This window comes from Paenibacillus sp. FSL R5-0636 (assembly GCF_037974255.1).
Taxonomy (GTDB): domain Bacteria; phylum Bacillota; class Bacilli; order Paenibacillales; family Paenibacillaceae; genus Paenibacillus_AQ; species Paenibacillus_AQ odorifer.
In genome coordinates this window covers 2,731,953-2,754,209 of sequence record NZ_CP150232.1, presented here as the reverse complement: position 1 = coordinate 2,754,209, position 22,257 = coordinate 2,731,953, and the positions used below count along the sequence as shown (strand labels likewise).

The 22,257-nt window shown below is 46.1% G+C and carries 20 protein-coding genes; 2 read left to right on the top strand and 18 right to left on the bottom strand.

The features are described 5' to 3' along the window. Window positions 1–6: 6 nt before the first annotated feature. The 18 genes from MKX34_RS12285 to MKX34_RS12200 form a co-directional block, all read right to left on the bottom strand. The gene (locus MKX34_RS12285; protein ID WP_036685933.1) at window positions 7–294 is read right to left on the bottom strand and encodes a hypothetical protein; all 288 of its coding nucleotides are present in this window, start codon (window positions 292–294) and stop codon (window positions 7–9) included. Window positions 295–321: 27 nt separating this feature from the next. Further along, window positions 322–1,974, bottom strand: a complete 1,653-nt coding sequence (locus MKX34_RS12280) for a carbamoyltransferase C-terminal domain-containing protein (protein WP_036685931.1) — start codon at window positions 1,972–1,974, stop codon at window positions 322–324. Further along, window positions 1,968–4,553, bottom strand: a complete 2,586-nt coding sequence (gene uvrA, locus MKX34_RS12275; protein ID WP_076105498.1) for an excinuclease ABC subunit UvrA — start codon at window positions 4,551–4,553, stop codon at window positions 1,968–1,970. The genes MKX34_RS12280 and uvrA overlap by 7 nt, the downstream gene beginning before the upstream one ends. Continuing rightward, the gene (locus MKX34_RS12270; protein WP_076105497.1) at window positions 4,546–6,279 is read right to left on the bottom strand and encodes a hypothetical protein; all 1,734 of its coding nucleotides are present in this window, start codon (window positions 6,277–6,279) and stop codon (window positions 4,546–4,548) included. The genes uvrA and MKX34_RS12270 overlap by 8 nt, the downstream gene beginning before the upstream one ends. Before the next feature lie 11 nt (window positions 6,280–6,290). After that, entirely contained in the window at window positions 6,291–7,484 is a 1,194-nt protein-coding gene (locus MKX34_RS12265) for a glycosyltransferase (RefSeq protein WP_076105496.1), read from the bottom strand. A 2-nt stretch (window positions 7,485–7,486) separates the two neighbouring features. Continuing rightward, window positions 7,487–7,753: an acyl carrier protein gene (locus MKX34_RS12260; protein ID WP_036685924.1), complete on the bottom strand. Its 267-nt coding sequence runs from the start codon at window positions 7,751–7,753 to the stop codon at window positions 7,487–7,489. 14 nt (window positions 7,754–7,767) lie between these two features. Continuing rightward, window positions 7,768–8,937: a peptidase U32 family protein gene (locus MKX34_RS12255; RefSeq protein WP_076105495.1), complete on the bottom strand. Its 1,170-nt coding sequence runs from the start codon at window positions 8,935–8,937 to the stop codon at window positions 7,768–7,770. Between the two features lie 3 nt (window positions 8,938–8,940). Further along, window positions 8,941–10,137, bottom strand: coding sequence for a nucleotide disphospho-sugar-binding domain-containing protein (locus MKX34_RS12250; RefSeq protein WP_076105494.1), 1,197 nt, complete (start codon window positions 10,135–10,137; stop codon window positions 8,941–8,943). Next, window positions 10,134–11,048, bottom strand: a complete 915-nt coding sequence (locus MKX34_RS12245) for an NAD(P)-dependent oxidoreductase (RefSeq protein WP_179087398.1) — start codon at window positions 11,046–11,048, stop codon at window positions 10,134–10,136. Before MKX34_RS12245 ends, MKX34_RS12250 begins: the two co-directional genes overlap by 4 nt. An 8-nt stretch (window positions 11,049–11,056) precedes the next feature. Further along, the gene (locus tag MKX34_RS12240; protein WP_076105492.1) at window positions 11,057–12,538 is read right to left on the bottom strand and encodes a class I adenylate-forming enzyme family protein; all 1,482 of its coding nucleotides are present in this window, start codon (window positions 12,536–12,538) and stop codon (window positions 11,057–11,059) included. A 12-nt stretch (window positions 12,539–12,550) separates the two neighbouring features. Then, window positions 12,551–13,345, bottom strand: a complete 795-nt coding sequence (locus MKX34_RS12235; RefSeq protein ID WP_036685913.1) for an ABC-2 family transporter protein — start codon at window positions 13,343–13,345, stop codon at window positions 12,551–12,553. A 5-nt stretch (window positions 13,346–13,350) separates the two neighbouring features. After that, window positions 13,351–14,142, bottom strand: coding sequence for an ABC-2 family transporter protein (locus MKX34_RS12230; protein WP_036685911.1), 792 nt, complete (start codon window positions 14,140–14,142; stop codon window positions 13,351–13,353). Then, entirely contained in the window at window positions 14,139–15,146 is a 1,008-nt protein-coding gene (locus tag MKX34_RS12225) for an ATP-binding cassette domain-containing protein (RefSeq protein ID WP_036685909.1), read from the bottom strand. The genes MKX34_RS12230 and MKX34_RS12225 overlap by 4 nt, the downstream gene beginning before the upstream one ends. After that, entirely contained in the window at window positions 15,143–16,291 is a 1,149-nt protein-coding gene (locus MKX34_RS12220; RefSeq protein ID WP_218642115.1) for a DegT/DnrJ/EryC1/StrS family aminotransferase, read from the bottom strand. The genes MKX34_RS12225 and MKX34_RS12220 overlap by 4 nt, the downstream gene beginning before the upstream one ends. A 12-nt stretch (window positions 16,292–16,303) precedes the next feature. Beyond that, window positions 16,304–17,161, bottom strand: coding sequence for a hypothetical protein (locus MKX34_RS12215; protein ID WP_076105491.1), 858 nt, complete (start codon window positions 17,159–17,161; stop codon window positions 16,304–16,306). A 26-nt stretch (window positions 17,162–17,187) separates the two neighbouring features. Continuing rightward, a complete protein-coding gene (locus tag MKX34_RS12210) occupies window positions 17,188–17,883 on the bottom strand; it encodes a hypothetical protein (protein ID WP_036685905.1) in 696 nt (231 codons plus the stop codon). Next, the gene (locus MKX34_RS12205) at window positions 17,880–18,920 is read right to left on the bottom strand and encodes an electron transfer flavoprotein subunit alpha/FixB family protein (RefSeq protein ID WP_339205083.1); all 1,041 of its coding nucleotides are present in this window, start codon (window positions 18,918–18,920) and stop codon (window positions 17,880–17,882) included. The genes MKX34_RS12210 and MKX34_RS12205 overlap by 4 nt, the downstream gene beginning before the upstream one ends. A gap of 158 nt (window positions 18,921–19,078) precedes the next feature. Beyond that, entirely contained in the window at window positions 19,079–19,882 is an 804-nt protein-coding gene (locus MKX34_RS12200; protein ID WP_256715510.1) for an electron transfer flavoprotein subunit beta/FixA family protein, read from the bottom strand. A gap of 221 nt (window positions 19,883–20,103) precedes the next feature. On the opposite strand from MKX34_RS12200, the gene MKX34_RS12195 reads away from it, so the two are divergent. Beyond that, a complete protein-coding gene (locus tag MKX34_RS12195; RefSeq protein ID WP_038570088.1) occupies window positions 20,104–21,090 on the top strand; it encodes a hypothetical protein in 987 nt (328 codons plus the stop codon). A gap of 33 nt (window positions 21,091–21,123) precedes the next feature. Next, a complete protein-coding gene (locus MKX34_RS12190; RefSeq protein ID WP_036685899.1) occupies window positions 21,124–22,212 on the top strand; it encodes a hypothetical protein in 1,089 nt (362 codons plus the stop codon). The last annotated feature ends 45 nt before the right edge of the window (window positions 22,213–22,257 follow it).

The window sequence follows — 22,257 nt, the reverse complement described above, 5'->3', positions numbered from 1 at the left end:
CATGCATCAGGAAATTGCCTTATCATTGAGCAACACTTTAAGACAGTTAATAATCGTCAAGGGAGACTCAAAGGTCTCTGGAGTGAGACAGTTGTCTGGAATCTGAACCCGGAAGACCTCCTCCAAATCGTACAGAAGATATAAAGCCCGGAACGAATTAACTCCCCATTCGGTTAAAGTTCTGTTCAAATCAGCAGCCTGCAGCGTCTCTTTCTGCTCTACTGAGGGTAAGGCTCCATTTTTGCGGATTAGTTCCATCACTGTCGCTTGGATATATTCCTCATCTCTGTTCATAACGGTCAAATCCCCTCGTTTCCCGTATTATTTTTCGATTAAGAAATTGCCGACCGCCAGCGCATCCATAGCGGAGGTATAGAAGGTTTTGATGGCGTCGTATGGAGTCTCACACACCGGTTCTCCTCGTGTGTTAAGCGATGTGTTCATTATCAGCGGAATTCCAGACAACTTATAATGCTCGGCAATAAGCTGATGCCAGACCGGATTCACCTCGCTTCGAACCGTTTGCGGTCTGGTAGATCCATCTACATGCACGATGGCAGGAACAGCCTGCCTTCTCTCTTCTTTGACTGTGTAGGCTTTCAGCATATACGGCGAATACTGCGCCTCCTCCACCAACCAATCCGCATGTTCATCCATAATACTTGGCGCCAGCGGTCTCCAGGATTCTCTGAATTTGATTTTTTGATTGACTTTTACATATGAATCATAACTTGCAGGACTGGCTGTTATGGAACGATTGCCCAATGCCCTTGGCCCCATCTCGGCTGCGCCTTGGAACCAGCCAATGACTTTACCTCTATCAATCAGTTCTGCCGTCTGCCGGCAAATATCGGATGAATAGTTATACTTCAAACCAAGCTTGTTTAATACCTCCGATATATGGTTGTCATCATAGGAAATTCCCCAGTAAGGAGTCTTCAGTCTGCCCTTTACAGGGAGAACGGAACGTTCTTTAGAGGCAATCATGGCAGCTCCGATACAGCCCCCAGCATCATTGGTTGCCGGTAATACGAAGATTTCATCGAAAATTCCGAGGCGTTCCAGCCTTCCATTCGTCGTACAATTGAGAGCAACACCTCCGCCTATCACCAAATTTTTACTGTTGCCTTGCCGGATGGTCTGCTGGCAAAGATGCACAATAGTGTCTTCCAGCGCCTGCTGCGCCGATGCGGCAATATCTTTGTGCTTCTTGCTGTATTCGACCGTATAATTGAGCCCGCCATACAGTGTATTATTGCTATAGATACGCTTTGGAGGATCACCGAATTTACGGTACATTTCCTTCATCCATATTCGGGTCAGCTTGTTATACTTATCCTCCAAACCAAGCGAACTATCAGGTTCTCCGATAGGAATCTCGTACCCGTCTTCCGTCAACCGTACAGAAAAGTCATAGACTGACTCTCCATAAGAGGCTAATCCCATCAGCTTTCCTTCTCCCGATGCTCCAAGCTGTAAATAATCACTGACGATGGAATAAAAAAATCCAAGCGATTGTGAAATCCCGTATTCTTGCTTAACCTCAATATGCTCATTCTTCCCATAGGCTACTGTGGTTGAAATATCGTCACCTTGTCCGTCCATAACCAAAATCACCGCATCATCGAACCCGGATAAATAGTAGGCACTTGCCGCATGACATAAATGGTGGCTGACCGAAATGATAGTGGGCATTTTTTTGCCTGATAATACCGGGTGCTTCTTGAATTTCTCCAATATCCCCAATTCTTCCGCTTTTTGCGGGTCCCATGATAAAGCAATCAGATCGATATCTTCAAAAGCAACGCCCGCTTGTGACAGACAATTGAGGAGCGACAAAACCGGGGGCTCTCCGTAAGCATGTTTTTTTCGGCAAAAACGCTCCTCCTCAGCATAGGCCACCAAAACGCCATCATGAACCAAACATGCCGCTGAATCATGTCCTAGCCCACCGCTTAAACCAAGAATTAACACGTATACTCCCCCTCTAAGTTTTGTTGATATTGATTGAGAAGCTGATTTACAATTCGACCTGTTTTGGAATTCTTGATTTCCGCGATGTTCTCTGGTGTGCTTTCACCCAAGACTTGTCCCCCCTCCAGGCCTCCCTCCGGCCCCATGTCAATAATCCAGTCCGCCATGACTAAGACATCGGTATTATGTTCTATCACAACGACAGAATTACCCGAGTCGACCAACTGCCCAAGCATATCAATCAGCTTAATCACATCATGCGGATGCAGGCCTGTTGTTGGTTCATCAAGCAAGTACAAGGTGTGGTGTCTACTGCTTTTGGAGAGCTCTCTGGCCAACTTTACCCGTTGTGCCTCCCCGCCGGACAAAGTGGTTGCCGGCTGGCCCAGAATTAAATAATCCAGTCCAATACGGCACATCACATCCAGCTTGTTATATACGGATGGTTCATCCGCGAACAGTTCCATCCCTTCTTTTACAGAGCAAGCCAATACATCTGAAATGCTATAGTTTTTATACTTTACATCCAGAATCTCCGGCTTAAATCGTTTGGTCCGGCATACAGGACATGGGGTCTCAACCGACGGTAGGAATTGCAAATTCACTTGCACAACCCCTGCTCCCTGACAGCGTTCGCATCGGCCGCCGGGGACGTTGCAAGAAAAGTGTTTGGCCTGGAGATTACGCATTTTCGCTTCAGGCAGCGCAGCAAAAATATTCCTTATCGCCGTGTACACATCTGTGTAAGTTGCCGCGTTTGATCTTGCAGTCTGACCGATAGGGGATTGATCGAAGCTAATGACCTTATGCACATTCTCCCAGCCCTTAACATCTGCATAGGCATCAGTCTCGGTGCTTTGGGTAAAATGAAGCTGTGCGGATCGAGCCAGGACGTCGAACATAAGAGTCGATTTCCCCGACCCTGATACCCCGGTCAGCACAACGAGCTTGCCCAACGGGATATTCACACTTACATCCTTAAGGTTATGGCGATTGGCATTTGTAATCTCAATGCATTTCCCGTTCCCTCTGCGGCGCTGTTCAGGAAGAACCACCGTATCTTTACCAGCGAAATACTGCCCGGTCCATGATCTGCTGCACTGAATCAGCTGCTGAACGGAGCCAGCCGCAACCACTTCTCCCCCTTGCTTGCCCGCACCCGGTCCGATATCAATAAGGTAATCGGCCGCCCGCATAACATCCGGGTCATGCTCGATAACTAGAACCGTATTTCCAAGATCACGCAACTGCCGGAGCACCCGGAGCAGACCTTCGGTATCTATCGGGTGAAGGCCAATTGTCGGTTCATCGAGAATATACAAAACTCCTGTTAAGCTAGCTCCGATTAATGAGACGAGCTTAAGCCTCTGCATTTCTCCCAGAGATAAAGAAACGGTGGAGCGGTCCAAGCTTAAGTAGCCGACACCCACTTCAATCAAGCGAGCCAGCTTTTTTTCCATTTCGGAAACGATGTTCATAAGCGGATCCTGACTTCCCCCTAGCTGTTGAGCGGACACTTTACGCAACCAGCCAAGCAAATGGAAGAGCGGCATTGCAGATGCTTCGGTGATACTTTTCCCGGCTAGCGTAACCGCTCGACTGTCTGCGTTCAGCTTCGTACCGTGACAATCCGAACACTCTTGCAGATGAAAGAATTTTTCAATCTTCTCTCGATAGTCCGATTCGTGTCCACGTTCCTTGTATCTGCGTTCCAGGTTGGTCAGAATCCCCTCGAATCTTCCCTCTGCAGCATAAGTTGGAGGGGTCTTCCCAGGAAAATGCCTGATAAATCGCTGGCTGTATACACCGAAATACAGCAGATCCCGTTCGACCGTGCCCAAATCTCTCAAGGGTTTATCAGGATCAAACACAAATCCGTAATAGTTACCGGCTGCAACCAAATTATCGGCCATTAACTGTGCTCCATGAGGATTGCTCCCCTTAAGTGCACACTGCTTCAAGCTGAGGCTGTCATCGAAAATTTCTTGTAAATTCGGTTTTCGTTCAACCCCCAAGCCCATACAAACCGGACATGCGCCTTCAGGTTTATTGAAAGAGAAATGGGACATGGTCAATGCTCTAAGCTCATGGCTGCACTCTGGGCACACGGCTTTGCCCTCATCGGAATAGGACATAGGAAGATCATGAATCTCTGTTTCGATCGACTCATAGTTTTCCTGCCAGATGTCAGCACTACTTGAACCCTTGACTTGGCTTCCGCAATTAGGACAAGCTCTTTCTCCGCTTTTGGTAAACAATATACGAAGCAAGGTGTACAAATCCGTTGTAGTTCCAACGGTTGACCGGGGATTTCGGTTAGTGTGGCGCTGGTCAATACAGATGGAAGGCGACAACCCTTCAATAGAATCAACCTTAGGTTTGTGGATAAAATCACTTATCATACCGAGCGAATCCATGTATTGCCTCTGACATTCCTGCTGCAAGGTATTCATGGCAAGCGTTGATTTGCCGGAACCAGACAATCCAGTTAACACCACTAGTTTGTTTCGGGGGATAGACAGAGATATATTTTTCAGATTGTTTTCTCTCGCACCTTGAATTTTAATCCAGTCATTCAATGTGATCGGCTCCTTCATGAGACATCGTCATATGCTGCCGTATGAATGTTATCCATTCGGTCTTCGCTTCAGAAATGTTCATCAGCTCACTGAAGCATGATTCATGGTTAAAAGCTACTAACAGATTTCCTTGCATCTTTGATGCTGGTTTTCGTTTTTTGCCGCTCCATATTTCTCCTTCAAAAAAACAATAGCTATCTTCATCAGTTATACAAACCCCGCCTTGAGACTGGTGGCTTTGATTTAACCAGACATACACCAACACTGTAAGGGAAGCCGGATCGGCGGTACCGTGACGTATTACTTGGTCTGCAGTCATCAGTCGGTCGTGTTCCCGAAATATGGATTTCTTCTTCAATAAATCCACATACTCAAAAAAATGCTGTTTCGTATTATAATCGCTCAGAAACTGACGAATAAGCGGACTATTCATAGATGCCAGAACATAAGCCTGCGGTTTTGTTACTAATAGTGTCTGATAAGCATATTTGGCGTACGTATATACAGAATCCGGCAGATTGCAGCTGTATCTCAGCATCGTTTGACGCAGCAACCGATGAAGTTGCAGCGGGTCAGCGCATTCTTTTAAACTGGGCATTGGGCATTCATCCATATAGCTACTTCCCGTTGTTAGCGGACGTGAGAATTTAAACACAATGCCATCCTTGAACCAGTTATTTAATCGCTCCACCGTCCGGCCTGATAAATTCGAACTTCCGGCAGCAGACCAATACTCCCTCTCATTGAACAGCTTGCTGATTTCGGTCTGATAATAGTAAGTACCTGCATTTAATTTAACAATCCGGTCTGTGAAAAACAGGTATGCCTCTCCAGTGATGGAGACGAGCAAACAATCGTAATTAACTAAACGGAGCTGGACGATATCCGAAGCCGCCAAGCCGCATAATCGGAGCACCGCAAAATAAAATGACATAAGCGGCGTACAATTAGCGGTTAATGGAAAGTGATCTTCAGCCAAGGTCAACAGTTCATCATAACTAAACGTTGGAGCAGTAAATTTGCTTGACCAGCTGCTGTTACGATCAGGCCGCTCAATCTGGAAATTGATATTTTCACTTGCAAAATGATATAAGGACTCCAGCGTCCCTAGAGCGGTTGGCTGAAACAGCAATGCTGCCAGATCAGCTACGCGCAAAGACAGCATATTGGATAGAATGGCCGCACATTCCAATTCAGAGTGCACTTCCCGGGAACGTATATTTCGTGGAATTGCCCGAGCGTATAAATTCGCCGGCAGAGGATCGTTGCTGTTTCTAACAATCTCCAATTCCGCTTCATTGGTCCACCAGAAGAGATCAGTCATGGAATAAGTATCGTAATGAATTAGATCGGCTTCGGCCGAACCAAACGGTAGCCAGCTTTTCTCGATCGTTACAACCTTCCATTCTTTTTTGTCTTCAACATAGCGCATAGTATAAATATGCTCATCCTTTAGCTGGTCAAACTGTTCATAAGTAAAGGTCAAAGTACAAGCAGCAACAATTTCAGCAAGACTTATTCTGACATTTCGTACGTTAAATTCTATGCAAGTCGGAACTGTTTTTTGTAAATACCCATGGAACCATGCCCGCTGTGATTCAGCTTCCATTTCATCTTCGAAATACTGGGTCTCCAGCCAAAGTTCAATATCTCCTGTTGTTAAAGCACGATGAAGACAGTCGAGCAATGTAACGGAAATGGCGGATGTATCCAATGTCTTATCCACACTTCTTCACCTCACCTTGCTGACATTTCGGATTGCAGCATATTCTCCAGATACAGTTCGAATTTTTCAGGCTGGGCCTCCGTTATAAATTCCTGCGCGGCAGCTTTAGAGGCTGCAGAAATGGATTCGTAGAGTGTCCTGTCCGTCAGCAGCCGTTGCAAAGTCTCCACCCATATGGCAGTATCCTGTTCGGGAATAACCGGCATTGTATGTCCTGTTGCTTCATCCTTGTAAGTTTCCGTAATCGGCGTCACCGGAAGATTATAGTCAACCTTGCATTTCGATTGCATGAGGCCGCCTTGGTCGCTTGCAATAACAGGAATACCTCTTAGCATCGCTTCAATTACTGTCTGCCCAAAAGCTTCAGCGCAGATGGAAGGATGAAGCCACACTCGTACCTGTTCAAAAATCAAATTCATCTCGCGCTCCGGTTCAAGCAGTGTCACATTAGGCAGAGCACGTAAAGCGGATTGTTCCTCCTGCTTCAAATCGCCCCATGTAATTACCGCAGCAAAAGGATAGTCCGGAAAAGCTTGAGCCAGCTTCAGAAAAATGGATAAACCCTTTATCTCTGTAGGGTTGCATATCGCGATGTATCCTCTGTTGAAATTATGAAAGGTTGGAAAAATACCATCCCCATAAATTGGGAAACGTAGCGAAACAGCATTGGTATAACCACCCCATTCGGTGATATTATGAGCTACGAAATCACTGTCACCAATAAAGCCGGAGACCTGGGCAAGTTCCTGTCGGAGCAGCGGATTTTCGATCCAGCTATGCGGCCCAAAAGGGAGAGTGATCACATCATGACAAATCACAACCAATTTTGTTGCGCTTCCAGCCACGAGCTTTATTCCCGCAGCAACCATGGTGTGGTAAGCCATATTCACAAGAACCACGTCCGGATTGCCTTTTTTCATTAAATCCCCTGCTGTTCTGTATAACAGCATAACACTCGTGGTGAAATGGCATTCTACACCATTTACTGTCCCCTGAAGACTATGCGCGGAACGAATAATATTGTTTACCCCATGCTCCTGCAGCTGTTCCTCCACCTGTAACAGAGAATCTTCCTGGTCTACCAGATGGACTACTCTACATTGATGTCCCCTGGCAGCCAGGGACTCGAATACTGCACGGTTAGCCTTGACGGCCCCTTGATAATAGGCAAAATAAGCACCTTCAGAAAGAAACAAAAGATTCATCGTCAGCTGCTCACCCTTTCCGACTGTCCCTCAATATATGCCGTCAATTTTCCGGTATCATTTAATAGTTCCAGTGCCAGGTCATCATCTTCAATGACGATTCCAAGCTGTTGTTCAATCTTAACGATAATCTGCAAAGCAATCAGTGAATCCATATGGAACGCTTCAAGTAAATCCGCTTGCGCATCCAGTTCCTCCATTGTAACCTCCTTGCTCAAGACCTCTGAAAAAATAGCGGCCAGCTTACCCAGAATCTCCTTGTTCTGCATGCTTATATCTCCTCTCAGAAAACCTTTGGTTGCCGCTCTGCCGTATCTTGTACCAGCTGCTGCAGCATGTTTAAGCTCTTGGTCCGGGCGGAAGGATCAGGAAACGAAAGGACTTCAACGGCAAATTGATCACAATACCCGCATACCGCACAATCCAGTGACCGGCAATCGACTTCTTTGAAAAAATCAATAAAACCTTGCAGCTTAGAATTGTCAATATAAACATCCAATAAGGTCAGGGCACGGATGCTCTGGCGGCTCTGCTGCGTTTGCCGGGAAAAAACCGCCTTTTCTCGTGTAACCGCACCGGCCGTTCTGCGATGGTTGGTGTGAACGATGTTCAAAATATCAGCCAAGTTCCCCGGATACTGCCTATCATGATAGGCTTTTGCCGCCTGCAACAGCCAGGCAGTAGATTTTGACCGGTCCGTCAGCTTAAAACGGTGTATGCCTATCTTCTCATATTCCGCCAAATCCTCCGGCCTGATCCAGCGCGCCTTCATGATATTCCCTGGATCATTAAATTTCTCGTAAGTGCATTTGACGGAGCAATAATCCATAAAGCTTTGGTTATCCGTTCCACGGTTGGATGAGCCATGGCTCATTACATTGTCATGATAGACCTGCATTGGACATTCATAGAGACAGGTCTGATTGACAATGACCTGGATTTCACATTCAACGCTGTTCTGTATACGTTCAAGCAGCCTGAAATCTCTGGCTATGTTTTCTCTTACTGTGATCTCTTTGACGCCCATTGAATCAAAGTATTTTGCCCGTTCCACACTTTCGACCACCGCAAAGGAGGACAAGCTCACTTTGATCTCAGGATGTCTTCTCCTGCAAATGTCCACAAGCAGCTGATTGGCTAAGGTGATCCAGTCCACACCTATTTCAGCGGCCCAATCCATTTGATCTACAATTTGTCGGTAGCCTTCATCCTCATATTCCCTGTTGCCGAGACAGGAACTGTTCATCAAATAGTTAAACTCTTTGTTGTACATATGGGCCCGCTTAACCGCTTGTTCAATATCGCTCCGCGTACTTATCGGCATTGCCGCAGCCGATCTTCCGCTTCCACAGCCCTCCTGAGAAGAACCACCGAAGAAGCAGCTGATATATTCGTATCCGCCCAGCTCGTCAATAAGCTGGATATCGCCGTTATATGGAACAGATATCTTCATAAATTACACCTGCCAGCTATTTTTTTGTGCCAGTGCGATCAATGCAGCACAGCAATTCTCAGTTCCGCTTAAAGTCCTCAGCTTGGACCTATAATGCCCGCGAAGCTCAGCCAAATTATCGTTCAACGCTGTCTCAACAATCTTACGGATACGGCTTGGTCTGAATGCTTGAACGGGTAGCTTATAAGTGAGACCAAGATTTTGGAGCTGCGTACAATTATAGTCCCGTTCAAAATGTTGACCGGGAACGGTTATGCTCGGAAGTCCATGAAGCATTGTCGTAAGCATAGTATCTTGTCCGCCATGAAAGATTACCAGAGCTGCTTCCGGCATAATTTCAGCAGCCGGGATAAACCAATGGAATTGAATATTGTCGGTATGGTCAGGAAGCACCTTAAGCTCATAATGAAATCCGCATAAACAGGCAACACGGTAGGGTTGCTTGTCAAAGATCTCTTTGACCAGCTCAATATAAATTAAAGGGGGAATGGCACTAACGCTTAAATAAATAAAAATTAGCGGCTTGCCCTGCCAGTCCGGATGCCACTGCAGATTTGAAGATTGTCTTGCCTCCAAATCCAAAATGTAACCGGCGAAATCGCACTCCTTCAACGCAGCCAGCTCCGGCTCCAGTTCCGGTAGTGTCGGTGCCATTTTAATTGTTGCTCTTGAAAATAATAATTCAGCCAGATTGGAAACAGAATCCAGTGAATAATCCGCCAACACCTCATTAAAAGCGGCGATAGCTTTGGCAGATCCCGGATACTGTAGGTTGGCCGGGAAGGCTGGATGGCTTGGCCAGCTCGCAATCATCAAAGCGGGAATCTGGGCCACGGCAGCTGAAATGGAAGCACTCGGACGAGACTCGGCAAATATGGCGTTGGGTTTAAAAGCCTGTATCGCCTTCAGTTCAGCCTCAACCGCTTGACGAATAAAGCCCGATTCTGCCATCCCTGTCCACTCTACATAATCGGCAGCACTGCGAACATCTCCGGAATTCCCTGAAGGAAGCGGAATCGGATAGTCATAAACCTGAAAGCCGTTGGCTCGGACAAAGTCAGCAAGCTTGCCGCCAATCACAAAGCTGACCGTGCAACCTTGGCTTTGCAGAACCTTGGCAATGCCCAGCGTTTTGCTCACTGATCCTATAGAACCGGAGCTAGGGGGGCTTGGAAGAAGCATAATTCTTGGCGGACTCACAAACTATTCACCTCGCTTCTATTGGACATTTCTTCGATTAAATAAGGAATCGCATGGGCGTAAGTAGGGTATGCCAGCCGTACATCGGCATTCTTTTTTATCTTTTCGTTTCCCATACGTACGGAAAGGGCGCGTAAACCATGTATACTTAGTCTGATACGATCAGTGACAGCCTCAGGAGAAATCCATTGTATTTCAGACAGTTGAGCATATTTCCGAACCTCTTTTATCAATTCCTCCTGTGTTAGAGGAAGATCATCACTCACGTTATAAATCTCTTGAACAGCAAGATTACTCCAGGCCAACTGCATCATTGAAATAACATCATCAATATGCACTTTAGATGAATAACTGCGCCCGTTCCCCAGCATCTGAGTGCAGCGCATTAATTGCCGGATATAATTATGCTCAAGCGGGCCGTACACTTCAGCGATCCTGAGAATGATATAAGAAAATTTCGCATGGGTGCAGTATTGCTGGACCAGCCGCTCCATTTCGAGTGTAATTCTTCCAAATGGATGAACGGGATGGCACAGTGCAGATTCATCGGCCACACAAACGTTGTCGCTTCCATATACAGCCCCATTGCTTGCCACAATGAACTTGCCATACGTTCCGCTGCGCAAAAGTTGGTCCAGCAGATTCCGCGTCCCCTCTACATACAGCTGCCTCATCCGGGACACAGAACCAGAATGTTTGCCGGCAAGATGATAGACGACATCAATATCCTCCCCTATGCCATCCATCGTTTCAGGGTTCAGAACGTCGCCTACCCACAGTTCCATACCCAATTCTACAAGTGTTTCGCCAACGCCTTTTTCCTTCGGCAATACAAGCCCTCTGACAGCATGTCCCTGTTCCAGTAAACTGCTTGTTAACCTGCTCCCGATAAAACCGCTGCAACCTGTCACAAGAAACCTCATGGCGTCAGGATGTGACTGGCTGCTTGATTCTGATTTCTCAGCTTCTTCCCATAGCGACCCTTGGGAATGTTATCCGTCCACTTGATTACTCTCGGCACCTTATATGCCGCAAGTCTCGCTGAACAGAATCTGATAATATCATCGGCTGATACCTGGGCATCCAGCGGCACGATCTCCGCAATCAGCTTGCTGCCATAGTATTTATCGGAAACACCATATACAAGTGCTTCTTTAATGCCGTTATGGAGCAGTAGGACTTGTTCAATCTCTGCCGGATTTACCAAATGTCCGCCGACATTGATGTTATCAGAAAGCCGCCCCGACAAATACAGATACCCAGCCTCATCCAACCTTCCCAGATCACCCGTACGTACCCAACCCTGTTGAAAGACCTCTGCCTGCAACTCGGGTTGCCCGTAATACCCGCACGATATATGAGCGCCGCTGACCCATATCTCTCCTTCCTCTCCATGAGCAACCTCGTGCCCCTCCGGATCAAGCAGCCGAATAGAAACTCCCAGATGTGGCTGTCCCACCGAATCTCTGATCAGTTCTTGCTCATTTGAAGGATTATAGGCAATTGCCCCACCTTCGGATGAACAGAACAATGAACGGATAGACTTGCCCGACAGCTTATAAAAGTCCTTAAAAGTCGCTGCGTCCAGATGAGCAGAGCAGCTGATGCACAGTCTCACTTTATCCCAAGCTACACTTGACGATGACACGACTGACTCATTAAGCAAGGCATACATATAGGGAACCGCAAAAAGAATCGTTACCTCTTTGCGATTGATCTGCTCGCAAATTCTAGCAGGCATTGTTCCCTTCGACATGATTAATGTAGCACCGGCACAGAGGGCCGGTAGGACTACAGTGGTTAGCGTCGCGGGCAGCCACGGCGAAATCGGTGTGAACAGCTTGTCGTTTGCAGTAATTTCAAGCCCTCTACAGATGGCCATTACATTATTGTAGATGGCCCGATCGCTAAACTGTACGCATTTAGGCGGTCCAGTCGTTCCTGAGGTATAAAAATTCAAAGCAATATCTTCATCAGACTGCTTATCTGCCTGTAAAAAAAGCGTTGCAGTCCTAAAAATAAACATCGGTACTCTGAGTACGAGCTCAAGCTGACTGCTGCCCTCCGAATCAATTGGATCGCAAATTAAATACTGACAATGGCTTGACGAGTGCATTCTCTCCAGTTCCGGTAAGTTCTTCACAGGTTCAAATGGGATCGGAACGGCTCCCGTATGCCAGCATGCAAGCCACAGCATGATAAAAGCAGATTTGTCTGCAACGGCTAAGGCAACTCTGTGCCCGGGCCGGATCCCCGCGAGATCCAGCTTCTCACTACTGTGCTCCAGTTCCTGCCGTAGCTCTTCATAAGTGATCGTTGATCCTTCATAATCAATGGCCGTAAGCCCTGGATTATTCGAGCAATTGAAATAAATCAAATCCAATATGGAAGAAGTGCTCACTTAGAATCCTCCTCAACTAGAAGCACTTGCATATTTTTTCACTGCTCGTTTAAAAAACGCACTGGCTAACATTAGCAAAACCGCAGCTAGCAAGCTGCCTCCGAATAAATAGGACAGGCTTACCCTGCCCACTAATGCTTCTGCAGGAATGGAAACGATAAAGGCGACAGGAACGATCCAGGTAAGCGCCAATTGGATTGGTTTCTGATATACATTGACCGGAAATCTACCCATCTGCATGATACTGTCGAATATACTCAACATCGGACTTCCGGCATACCAAAACGCCAAAGAGCTTAATAACAGCAGTATTGAGTACAACAGCAGTAAAGCATTGCAAATGGCCCATACAAACATCAGACAAGTGGATATTCCTATCGCTTCTTGCATTTGAGAAACGCCCAGCACCATCACCGCTACTCCCACCATAACATCAAACAGATTAAGCGGAGACCAGTATCTCGTGCTCACATAAAACTGGGTCTCAATCGGTTTGAGCAGCGTTAAATCAAATCCTCCAGTCCATAGCTCTCCTTCCATCCCGGCTAATGAGCCAAGGCTTGGACCAACAAATAGATTTTTCATTGCCAAAATAAAATAGTACACGCCCGATAATGCCAGCGTATCCGCAAAAGTCCAACTGTTAAGCGAATTTGTGTTGGAAAAGAGGATCGCGATCCCGCCAATCGTCCCGGTTAAATTAATTGCGGTATACAAAATTTTGATTAGAAAGTCACCGCGGAATGACGCTTCCTTTAGAAGCGCTGTAGAGAAAAACAATCTCAGCAAACGCATATATCTCAGCATGTTCCCTACCCTCCCACGGCCATGTATGCACGAATCCCTTTTTTCCACACTAAACGGTTACATAATATGATAACGACCGCCCAAACGAATTGAACAATTATGCCAAAAACAAGCTGTGAATGATCCAACTTTCCAAGGGAAAACTCTATCGGAAAGCTGATCATATATTGAAAAGGCAAATAATCCGAGATATCCTGCATAAATCCCGGAAGCAACGACGAAGGCGCTACCTGTCCGGCCAGCAAAAATACCAGGGTGTCATTAATAGAAAGTAAGGACTTGATTTTATTGGTGAAAAATGCAAACAGGGAAAGTGTATAGGCCAGCATAAATCTGATTATTTGAGCCATGAGAAGAAGATAAACGGCCACCAGCAAGTCCAGACCGGATATAGCCAGTCTGAAGTTCAAAAAAATGGCAGCCACACCGGCAACAAATATAACAAAAGGCATACAGACGATTTTGACAGCCAAATCTGATGCAACCACATCGTAAAAAGGCGATATCGGCCTCAATAATACAATCGACATCTTGCCGCCATAGATTTGATCGCCGACCGTCCAGTGTGATGTAGGGTAGGTCAGCTGGTTCACAAGAATTAACAGAATATAATACCTCACAAAATCCTGCTGAGTGAACCCGGTTATGCTTCCATCTCCCGCAGCAACGGTCCAAACAAACATATAGATGATAGGTCCCATCATCCAACCAAGCGTCAATGTCCAGAAGAAACCTTTCTCAGCCATAAACCCGAACATAGTCCTACGTATCAGCGCAAAGCCTCCGCGAAAATTCAAAGGAGCCTCCCCTCTCGATACACTTCATCAATTACCGAATCGATTGGAGCATCATTGATTGTTACATTTCCAATGCAATAGCTATTAAAGATTTCTGAAACAATCTCAGGTACAGCTTCCTTCTGAATCTTAAACAATACGTAGCTTTCCGCAAGCTCCATGACCTGCAAGCTGTCAGTAAACTTCTCCTTTAGCTCTTCAATTGTGCCCGTTACGTCTTCATCCATAAAACTGACTTTGAGAATGCGGTAGGGAGCTATTTTACCGCTCAGCTGCTCCAGAGATCCGTCGTATAACAGCTTGCCTTGATTGATCAGCACAACCCGTTTACAAAGGGAAGAAATATCCTCCATATAGTGACTGGTAAGCAGGATGGTTGTCTCATGTTTTTGGTTATACTCCTTGATAAAACTGCGAAGCCGCAGCTGCATGCTAACATCCAGCCCCAAAGTAGGCTCATCCAAAAACAATACACGTGGCTGATGTAACAACGCTGCTGTTAATTCACACTTGGAGCGTTCTCCCAAAGAGAGATTACGTGCCTGATTCTTAAGCAGATGCCCTATATCCAGTAGTTCTTTTAGCTCGTTGAGTCTTTGTTTAAAATCAGCATCAGAGACTCCGTATATTTCCTTCATCACAAAGAAAGAGTCCTCGACCGTAATATCCCAGGTTAACGTCGATTTGTTCCCCATTACCATACTGATGTTGCGCAGAAACTTATGTTGGCGTTCCCACGGTTTGAAGCCATAGACGGAAATGTTGCCTGATGTCGGATACAGGATACCGGAGAGCATCTTCAGCGTGGTTGTCTTTCCCGCGCCGTTAGGTCCGATGAACCCGACAATTTCTCCCGGCTCAACCCTGAGGTCGATACCTTTTACCGCCTCAACTTCGTTGTATTCCATTTTGATCAGACTTTTGAACGCATGCTTTAACCCATGTTCTCTTACAGGGACGCGATAGACCTTTCTCAGATTATCAATAATAATGCCCTCGTTCATTGCTGCCCCCTTAACTCTGCGACCACACTTAAGAATACAGCCAAAACATAATCGATCTGCTGATCAGTCAAATTGGGATAAATCGGCAAGCAGATATGACGCCGACAATAATCATCCGCTAGCGGATATTCCCCACTGAACTGTAGGGAAGCAGCGATCGGCTGCCTATGAAGCGGCGTTGCATATACCTCCCCTTGGAGCGAAACGTCTTTCTCCTTGAGTCTGTCCTTCAAATCGGAACTGTCAACGTCTAAAGGCACTATAACAATGTACTTATACCAACTGCATCTGTCCTGCGGCATTACAATCTCGAAATCAGGAAGATTTTTCGTAAAGAAGGAAGTATAACGGTTGGCGATCGCTTCCCGTTGTTCAATGATCGCGTCGAGCCGCTCAAACTGGGTAAGCGCTATCGTTGCTGTGATATCACTCATTCGATAATTGTTGCCAAGCGAGGTGTGGTAAGTCTCCCAAGGCTGGGGCTTGCCATGATTGCGGAACATTCTTAGCTTCTCAGCCATTGAATGATCGTTTGTGACAATGATCCCTCCTTCCCCCGAGGTAATGATTTTCGTGGCAAAAAAGGAATAACTTCCGGCAATTCCGAAAGCTCCCGCACCTTTTCCGGCCATCCTGCTGCCATGTGCATGAGCGGCATCTTCAAATAACCAGAGCCCCTGCTCATCGCACCATTGCCTGATTTCTTCAATCTCCGGTGTAACAATTCCGCCAATATGTACGATAATAACCCCTCGGGTACGACTCGTGGCCTGCTTCTTTATTTCAGCCAGCGACACCGAAAATGTACGGGGATCAATATCAACAAGGCGAACATGCCCTCCGGCAAACAGGACACTGGAAGCCGTGGCAATAAACGTATTTGCCGGAACCAGCACTTCCTGCCCCTTTACTTCGAGCACTCTCATTACCGCTTCAATCGCACTTGTACCCGAATTAACCGCAATGGCATGAGTAACTCCTACATACCGGGCAAAACGTTCCTCCAGCTCCTGTACATACCTACCCTGACTCAACGCTCCTCTCGACAGACAATCATCAATTCGCTCCATAATGATACGCCGCTCCTGCTCAGAAAATGCAATATCGAGTGCGGGTACATCCATAACACCTTGTGTCAACTGCATGACGAACCTCCTCTACCAGTCATAGACTACAGTTTTCCCTTCAAAAAAGCCTTCCGCCGCTTGCCTGATAAATTGCTCCATATGTTCCGCATGAATATGTTGGGCAATTAGGCTGGTTACTTCAAGCTCTTGCTTCCCAATTCTGCGAGAGATTTCCTGAATACGGTCATGCGTTATGGATTCCTTAAGTATTCCAGGTCTTGTCAGATCAATAAATTGTATGTGCTGGTCTGGTGGATCGTTTTTTAAAGCCGAATGCCGTTGAACCTGCGAGAGCAGGTCCGAATCAAGTGCAACAATGGCTCTCTCCTCGCAGTCCCACACACCGCTGTTTAACCCGGCCCAAATCTCATCCTTGGCCTCCTTCTTTTCAACACTGAAGCTCAAATCTTCATCCTGCTCCAGCAACCTTAATAAAAGCTTTCCTAGCAGTCCCATTCCCCACAGTTCCACCGTTTTAATGCCTTCATCTGCCAGCTCTTCACACACATTTAGTGCCACACAAAACATAGGAACAAACGCAGCTGTCACAGGGTCTAAGTCGTTGGAAATAAAGATCTGACCATCCACCCCACTGTGCAGAGGGACACATACATCCTTTGTATAATGAGGAGAAAACACAAGAGCTTGGCCTACGCGATGCTCTGCTCCAAGCCCCGCTTTAGTCACTACTCCGACACTGGAGTAAGGATAATGCCCTGGTAAATGGCATGCCCCATGAAAAAGCTGCAAGCAGGATGGGTCCTTTACCGTTCCCGTTAAAGTAAAACGGTTGGTAATGAACAATTCATTAGGACCCGGTTCTGCCTTGCGAGCAGCGGTGAAGTGTACACTAGGCTGAGGCCCCGATTCAGTGAACTTATTGTACATAGCCGAAATAACCGTCTCCTTACTGTTTATATATGGTCAGGTATCCAGGTATAACGTCCGCCCACCATAGGCGAGTGGAAATTCGGCATCCAGCCATGTGCTGTAAACTCGCCAGCCGAGTCGAAACCAACCACAAGCATCGCCTTTCCTTCATATTTGCCGTTGGTAATCCACATCTTTGTCCTTATATCCGGTGTTTGTCCTGTCAGATGCCTCATGCGGGCGACAAATACCAGATACCGCTCCAGACTCATTCCCAATTTTCCGGTTTTCTTGTATGTACGCTGTATTTCCACAGCCGTCCGATCCAGCATATCCGGTTCGGTTGTCCGCGGAACGGTGAACCAGAAATCCTCAATTTCCGGAGTTGCTGCGACCAGTTCACTCTCCAGCGCCCAATTGCGGATATTAAACAAGCAGCCTAATTGCTTGCGACTGACGCCTTGGGGAACACATAAAATGATCTCGTTTCTTCGGTCCGCTTCTTCTAATTCTTCTCTCGTAAACTGCGGCATCCGAAGTGAAAATTTTCGCTGGATGATATATTCGATTCCTAATGTTCTGTACCAATTCTCCATCTCGCTCCGGATGTATTCCGGAGAATATGTGTCGTGGACATCGCTTTGAAACCTGAACATATCCTCCTTCTGAAGCAAGTGCTCATCGAGCATGACGCCAATCGTATGCAGCGTTTGTTGTCTTAATAGCTCCTTCTCAATCATCGCCCAACCTCCTGTACTGTGTTCAATGCCGACAATATTTCAGGTATGACTGTAAAAAGATCGCCTACGATCCCATATGTGGAGTAATCAAAGATAGGTGCATTGCGATCCGTATTTATTGCAAATATCGTCTCCGAATGATGCATCCCAACCTTATGCTGCACTGCCCCAGACACTCCGCAGGCGATGTACAGTTTGGGCTTGACCATTTTACCTGTCAGTCCGACTTGATGCATACTATCCATCCATCCACATTCTACAAGCGGTCTGGTAACCGCTACTTTCCCCCCAAGCGCATCGGCGAGCGCATAGATTAAACGAAGATTGTCTGCGTTTTGAATGCCTCTCCCGGCAGCAACAATAATTTCTGTAGTCTCGATGTTCTCCTTGCCCGCGGCTTCTTCAATTACTCCCATAAACTGCAGGACTGAGGAAGAGCAAGAATACAGGGAGCTTAGATCAACAATCTTGCCCTGCGCGACGTGTGCGGTCTCAGCAGCGGAATAAAAATTGGTTTTTACAGTTGCCATTTGCGGCCGTCTTGCCGGTATTTTTATCTCAGCGAATTGCTCGCCCATTTGCGTCGGTCTGGTAATAATAAAATCCCCGTGATCCGGTCCCATCTTCAAATCGATGCAATCGGCGCATAGCCCCGTCCGCAGGCGAACTGCGACTCTGGGGAAAATAGACCTCCCCCATGCGGTAGCCATACCTAGTACGACAGACGGTCTTTGATCCCGGAGCACCGCAGAAATCAAATTATAATGAATATCTTCGGCGTAACGCTGTATTCCCGGTTTGTTCACCATCCACACCTCATCTACTCCCCACTGAAGCAGACGCTGGGCTAGGTCTTCTATACGCTCTCCGACCACCAAAGCGTAAATGCGCTGGGCTCTCATAGCCTGCAGCTGTTTTGCTGCGGTAACCAGTTCCGGAAAATATGAAGAGAGAGCGCCTTCAGCATGTTCCACAACAAGGCAAATACCCTCATGCTCAGGGTACGGTTGTCTGGTCTCCTGTGCCCTGCCTTTCATTATAATGGCTTGGTTAGGACAGCAAGACGTGCAGACTGAGCAATAAGTACATGCCGCAACGTCGATACGCAAGCCCTCATCCTCATCCTTGATTGCAGCGGCGGGACAGCGTTTTAAACACAGGAGGCAATATGTGCATTGTTCCTGATCAATCCTAATCATCCATTTCTAACCTCGCTGATTTTGCTGATTATCGGCTCCAATACCCGTAGATATTCATCGCTTTCTAGCAAAATCCCCTTTCTTTCGGAGTGCTGTTCGTACACTGAAACTACTTCAGTAGCCGAGCCTGCCAAACCAACCGTCTGTGGGTCAAGGCCAAGGTCATGACAGGACCATACTAGAATATCCTTGGTTCTGGCATGCAATTTGGCAGCAATTGTTAGCGATTTCAACTCAGAGGCGGCTGTCATTCCACCAATACTCAATACTGCCGGAAGCCGGCAAGACTGTCTGGTTGTTACCCCTTCGTCATGCTGGCGGTGGAACAATACCTCATCGGTCGAAATATCCTCAAACCGTGTTACATTTATCGCGTGGGGGATATCTAGATACTCGCCGATTCCCGGACCTACCTGACCGGTATCACTGTCGGTTGAATGGCTGCCGGTCAGAACCAGATCACATCCACCAAGCTTCTCAACAGCACGAGCCAGTACCAGCGATGTCGCCAATGTATCCGAACCGGCAAAAGAAGCGTCGCTGAGCAGGACTGCCTCATCGATTCCATAACCCATAAACTCCTGCAGAGCCGTTTTACAACCGGGAGGGGCCATGGAAATAAGAGTTACATTAGCATTACAGCTATTCTTCAGCTCCAATGCCACATGGATGGCTTGCCGGTCCGGATAGTTTAGCTCAAAGGTTGCCTTCGGTGGCGGTGAGGCCGAGATCTTACGGCCATCAGCAATGCCACGCACATCGCCTTTGTTCACGTGTGCAATAAACTTTAAACAAACCACTATTCGCAATATATCGCTCCCCCCATCACATTCTGCTGCTTTTTTATCAGAGAAACGTATGTCAAAATGTTTCCAAAAGTACTATTCTTCGCCAGATTACCATTTCCCTTTATTATCATAATATGATTATCATCACATAATTGGAATGAACAATTATTATAGTATAATAATGTCATTTATTTCATTTTCATTTACATATAAGGGGAATATGGAGGTGTAAATTGAGTAAAATTACTTTACCCGTTTCCGATCCACTAATAAATACTTCCAACGCCTATGGGACTTTGTTTTCTATTATTTCTTCGGATAACCGCATATGGCCCTGGGTTTATTCCAACTTCATTCAGCTGAGATATGTAACGGATTGGGAAACTTACTTTTTTGACAATCATGAGCTTCTTGTTGATTATTGCCCATTTCTCAATAAGTTCATATTGCCTAGAACCATCATTTCCAAGTGGTCTTCCTTTACGGATTTTGTAGTAGACTCTATCAACGGCGATTGCTATGTATGGTGCCATCTCGACCGGTACTTTATATCTGCATATCAGGAGTTCGGCCAAGAGCACCGTTTTCACGAGACATTAATTTACGGCTACGATCTTGATCGCCAAACAGTCTGCATTCGGGACAATATTACGGGCGGTAAATTTATGACCGCTCAATGCACCTTTTCCGAACTGGAATCCGCCTTTGACTATCTGTCCGGGGAAGAAAATTTTATTACGCGTGTAACTTTGCTTAGCAAAATCGATGCAGAATTTGATTTAAACGTCGAACAGATTGTCGACAGCTTGCAGCGATATCTATCCTCCAAGCGTTCATTCGATTTTATTAACCATACCACTACCAGCATCTATGGACAAAGTGTGTACCAACACCTCATTTATCAAATGGAGCATCCTAAAGAAGATGACCCTGAGCTTGACATTAGAGCCTATCATTTGCTGTGGGAGCATAAGAAGCTTATGGTTTTAAGACTTAAATATCTCCAACAAATAAAACTCCTGCTGCAAAGCGACCGATGGATTGAGCGTTGTACTGAGCTTGAAGAACGCTCTCTTCTGAACAGAAATATGGTGCTTCGGTATAATCTGTCCATGGACCCCAAGGTGCTAGACGCACTCAAACATTCTCTGTTGACCATACAAACAGACGAAACCAAATTATTGGGCGAAATAATAAGCGCGCTCGGCTCCAAGGGATGAATTGGAGAATTAGCAGCAGTTGGAGGGACAATTATGCAGACGTTGCAGACGTTAGAAATGGAATATTACTATAATTCTGCAGGGGAGCCTATTGCAGAGGTACAGTCACTGGGAAACTGCTATACCCGTAATATTTTTTTCATGCTAAAGAGGTATGTCAATGACTCTAGCGTATTGTACAAGATGTTTTTAGATGATTTTAATCTGAAATTAGTTACCCATACTGACAGTGACCAGTTTGAATTAAGCTTGAACGAGATCAAAGATCCCGAGGATTATATAACAGTCGCTAATAAACATACTTTTAGCAACAATGCAGAGGCAGCCATCCAGACGATAGAGACACTGTTAGCAAATAACGAAGTCGTATTTGTCAATACGTTAATGAAACGAGTCCCCTTTTATAGAACATTTGAATTAAACCCGGCTCTGGAAACAGATCATATTGTGGATGGGCATATATTTTTGATCCTAGGGCAGACGGCAACTGATTTTTATTTCTTGGACAATTATATAAATTACAACAAAGAGTATTTCAAGCCTTATCCGCATAACAAAAATATCGGTCAAGATGCCAAAACTTCGTTTATGGATGCCTACAATCGTCAGTTTTCCTGTTTCACAGTGCATCCTAATCAAGATGAGCTTGCTGAATTGCCAGCCCGAGCCTCGCTCATTTTAAGAACCGCACTATCGAATTATTATAAGCCGCCCTCTTGTACCGAAGGCCGCCTGGAATATATCGGACGATCAGCCATCCAGGAACTGAACAATCTGTTTGCAAGTGGACGTTTCATCCTCAATACAAAGATTTCAAACCGCCCCCATGACCTTTACTCTTTAACCCGGACGACGCTCACCCGTCATTCAGATAGGAAAAAAGTATTGCTGTTGCTGCTGAATTCCTTAGCAAATCCTAATGCTCTCAGCGATGTCATTCATTGTGCTCGGCAAAGCATCGAACAATGGGAACTTTTAAGGAATGTTATGACCAGGCAGTATATTATGAATGAATTTACACTTACTGACCAGATGGAAGAATACATGGCCTATGTCCTTCATGCGGAAGACCTGTTTTATCATTCCATTGAAAAAAACATCGATAATTTATGCCAAATATAGGATATAAGCGTAACGCCTCATCCTAGAAAAAAAGAGACTTGTCAA

What these genes read in the sequence shown, in the direction of transcription:
- MKX34_RS12285 (WP_036685933.1), bottom strand. Translation starts at nt 294, where the DNA reads ATGAACAGAGATGAGGAATATATCCAAGCGACAGTGATGGAACTAATC.
- MKX34_RS12265 (WP_076105496.1), bottom strand. Translation starts at nt 7,484, where the DNA reads ATGAATCTTTTGTTTCTTTCTGAAGGTGCTTATTTTGCCTATTATCAA.
- MKX34_RS12260 (WP_036685924.1), bottom strand. Translation starts at nt 7,753, where the DNA reads ATGCAGAACAAGGAGATTCTGGGTAAGCTGGCCGCTATTTTTTCAGAG.
- MKX34_RS12255 (WP_076105495.1), bottom strand. Translation starts at nt 8,937, where the DNA reads ATGAAGATATCTGTTCCATATAACGGCGATATCCAGCTTATTGACGAG.
- MKX34_RS12235 (WP_036685913.1), bottom strand. Translation starts at nt 13,345, where the DNA reads ATGCTGAGATATATGCGTTTGCTGAGATTGTTTTTCTCTACAGCGCTT.
- MKX34_RS12225 (WP_036685909.1), bottom strand. Translation starts at nt 15,146, where the DNA reads ATGAACGAGGGCATTATTATTGATAATCTGAGAAAGGTCTATCGCGTC.
- MKX34_RS12220 (WP_218642115.1), bottom strand. Translation starts at nt 16,291, where the DNA reads ATGCAGTTGACACAAGGTGTTATGGATGTACCCGCACTCGATATTGCA.
- MKX34_RS12215 (WP_076105491.1), bottom strand. Translation starts at nt 17,161, where the DNA reads ATGTACAATAAGTTCACTGAATCGGGGCCTCAGCCTAGTGTACACTTC.
- MKX34_RS12210 (WP_036685905.1), bottom strand. Translation starts at nt 17,883, where the DNA reads ATGATTGAGAAGGAGCTATTAAGACAACAAACGCTGCATACGATTGGC.
- MKX34_RS12205 (WP_339205083.1), bottom strand. Translation starts at nt 18,920, where the DNA reads ATGAAAGGCAGGGCACAGGAGACCAGACAACCGTACCCTGAGCATGAG.
- MKX34_RS12190 (WP_036685899.1), top strand. Translation starts at nt 21,124, where the DNA reads ATGCAGACGTTGCAGACGTTAGAAATGGAATATTACTATAATTCTGCA.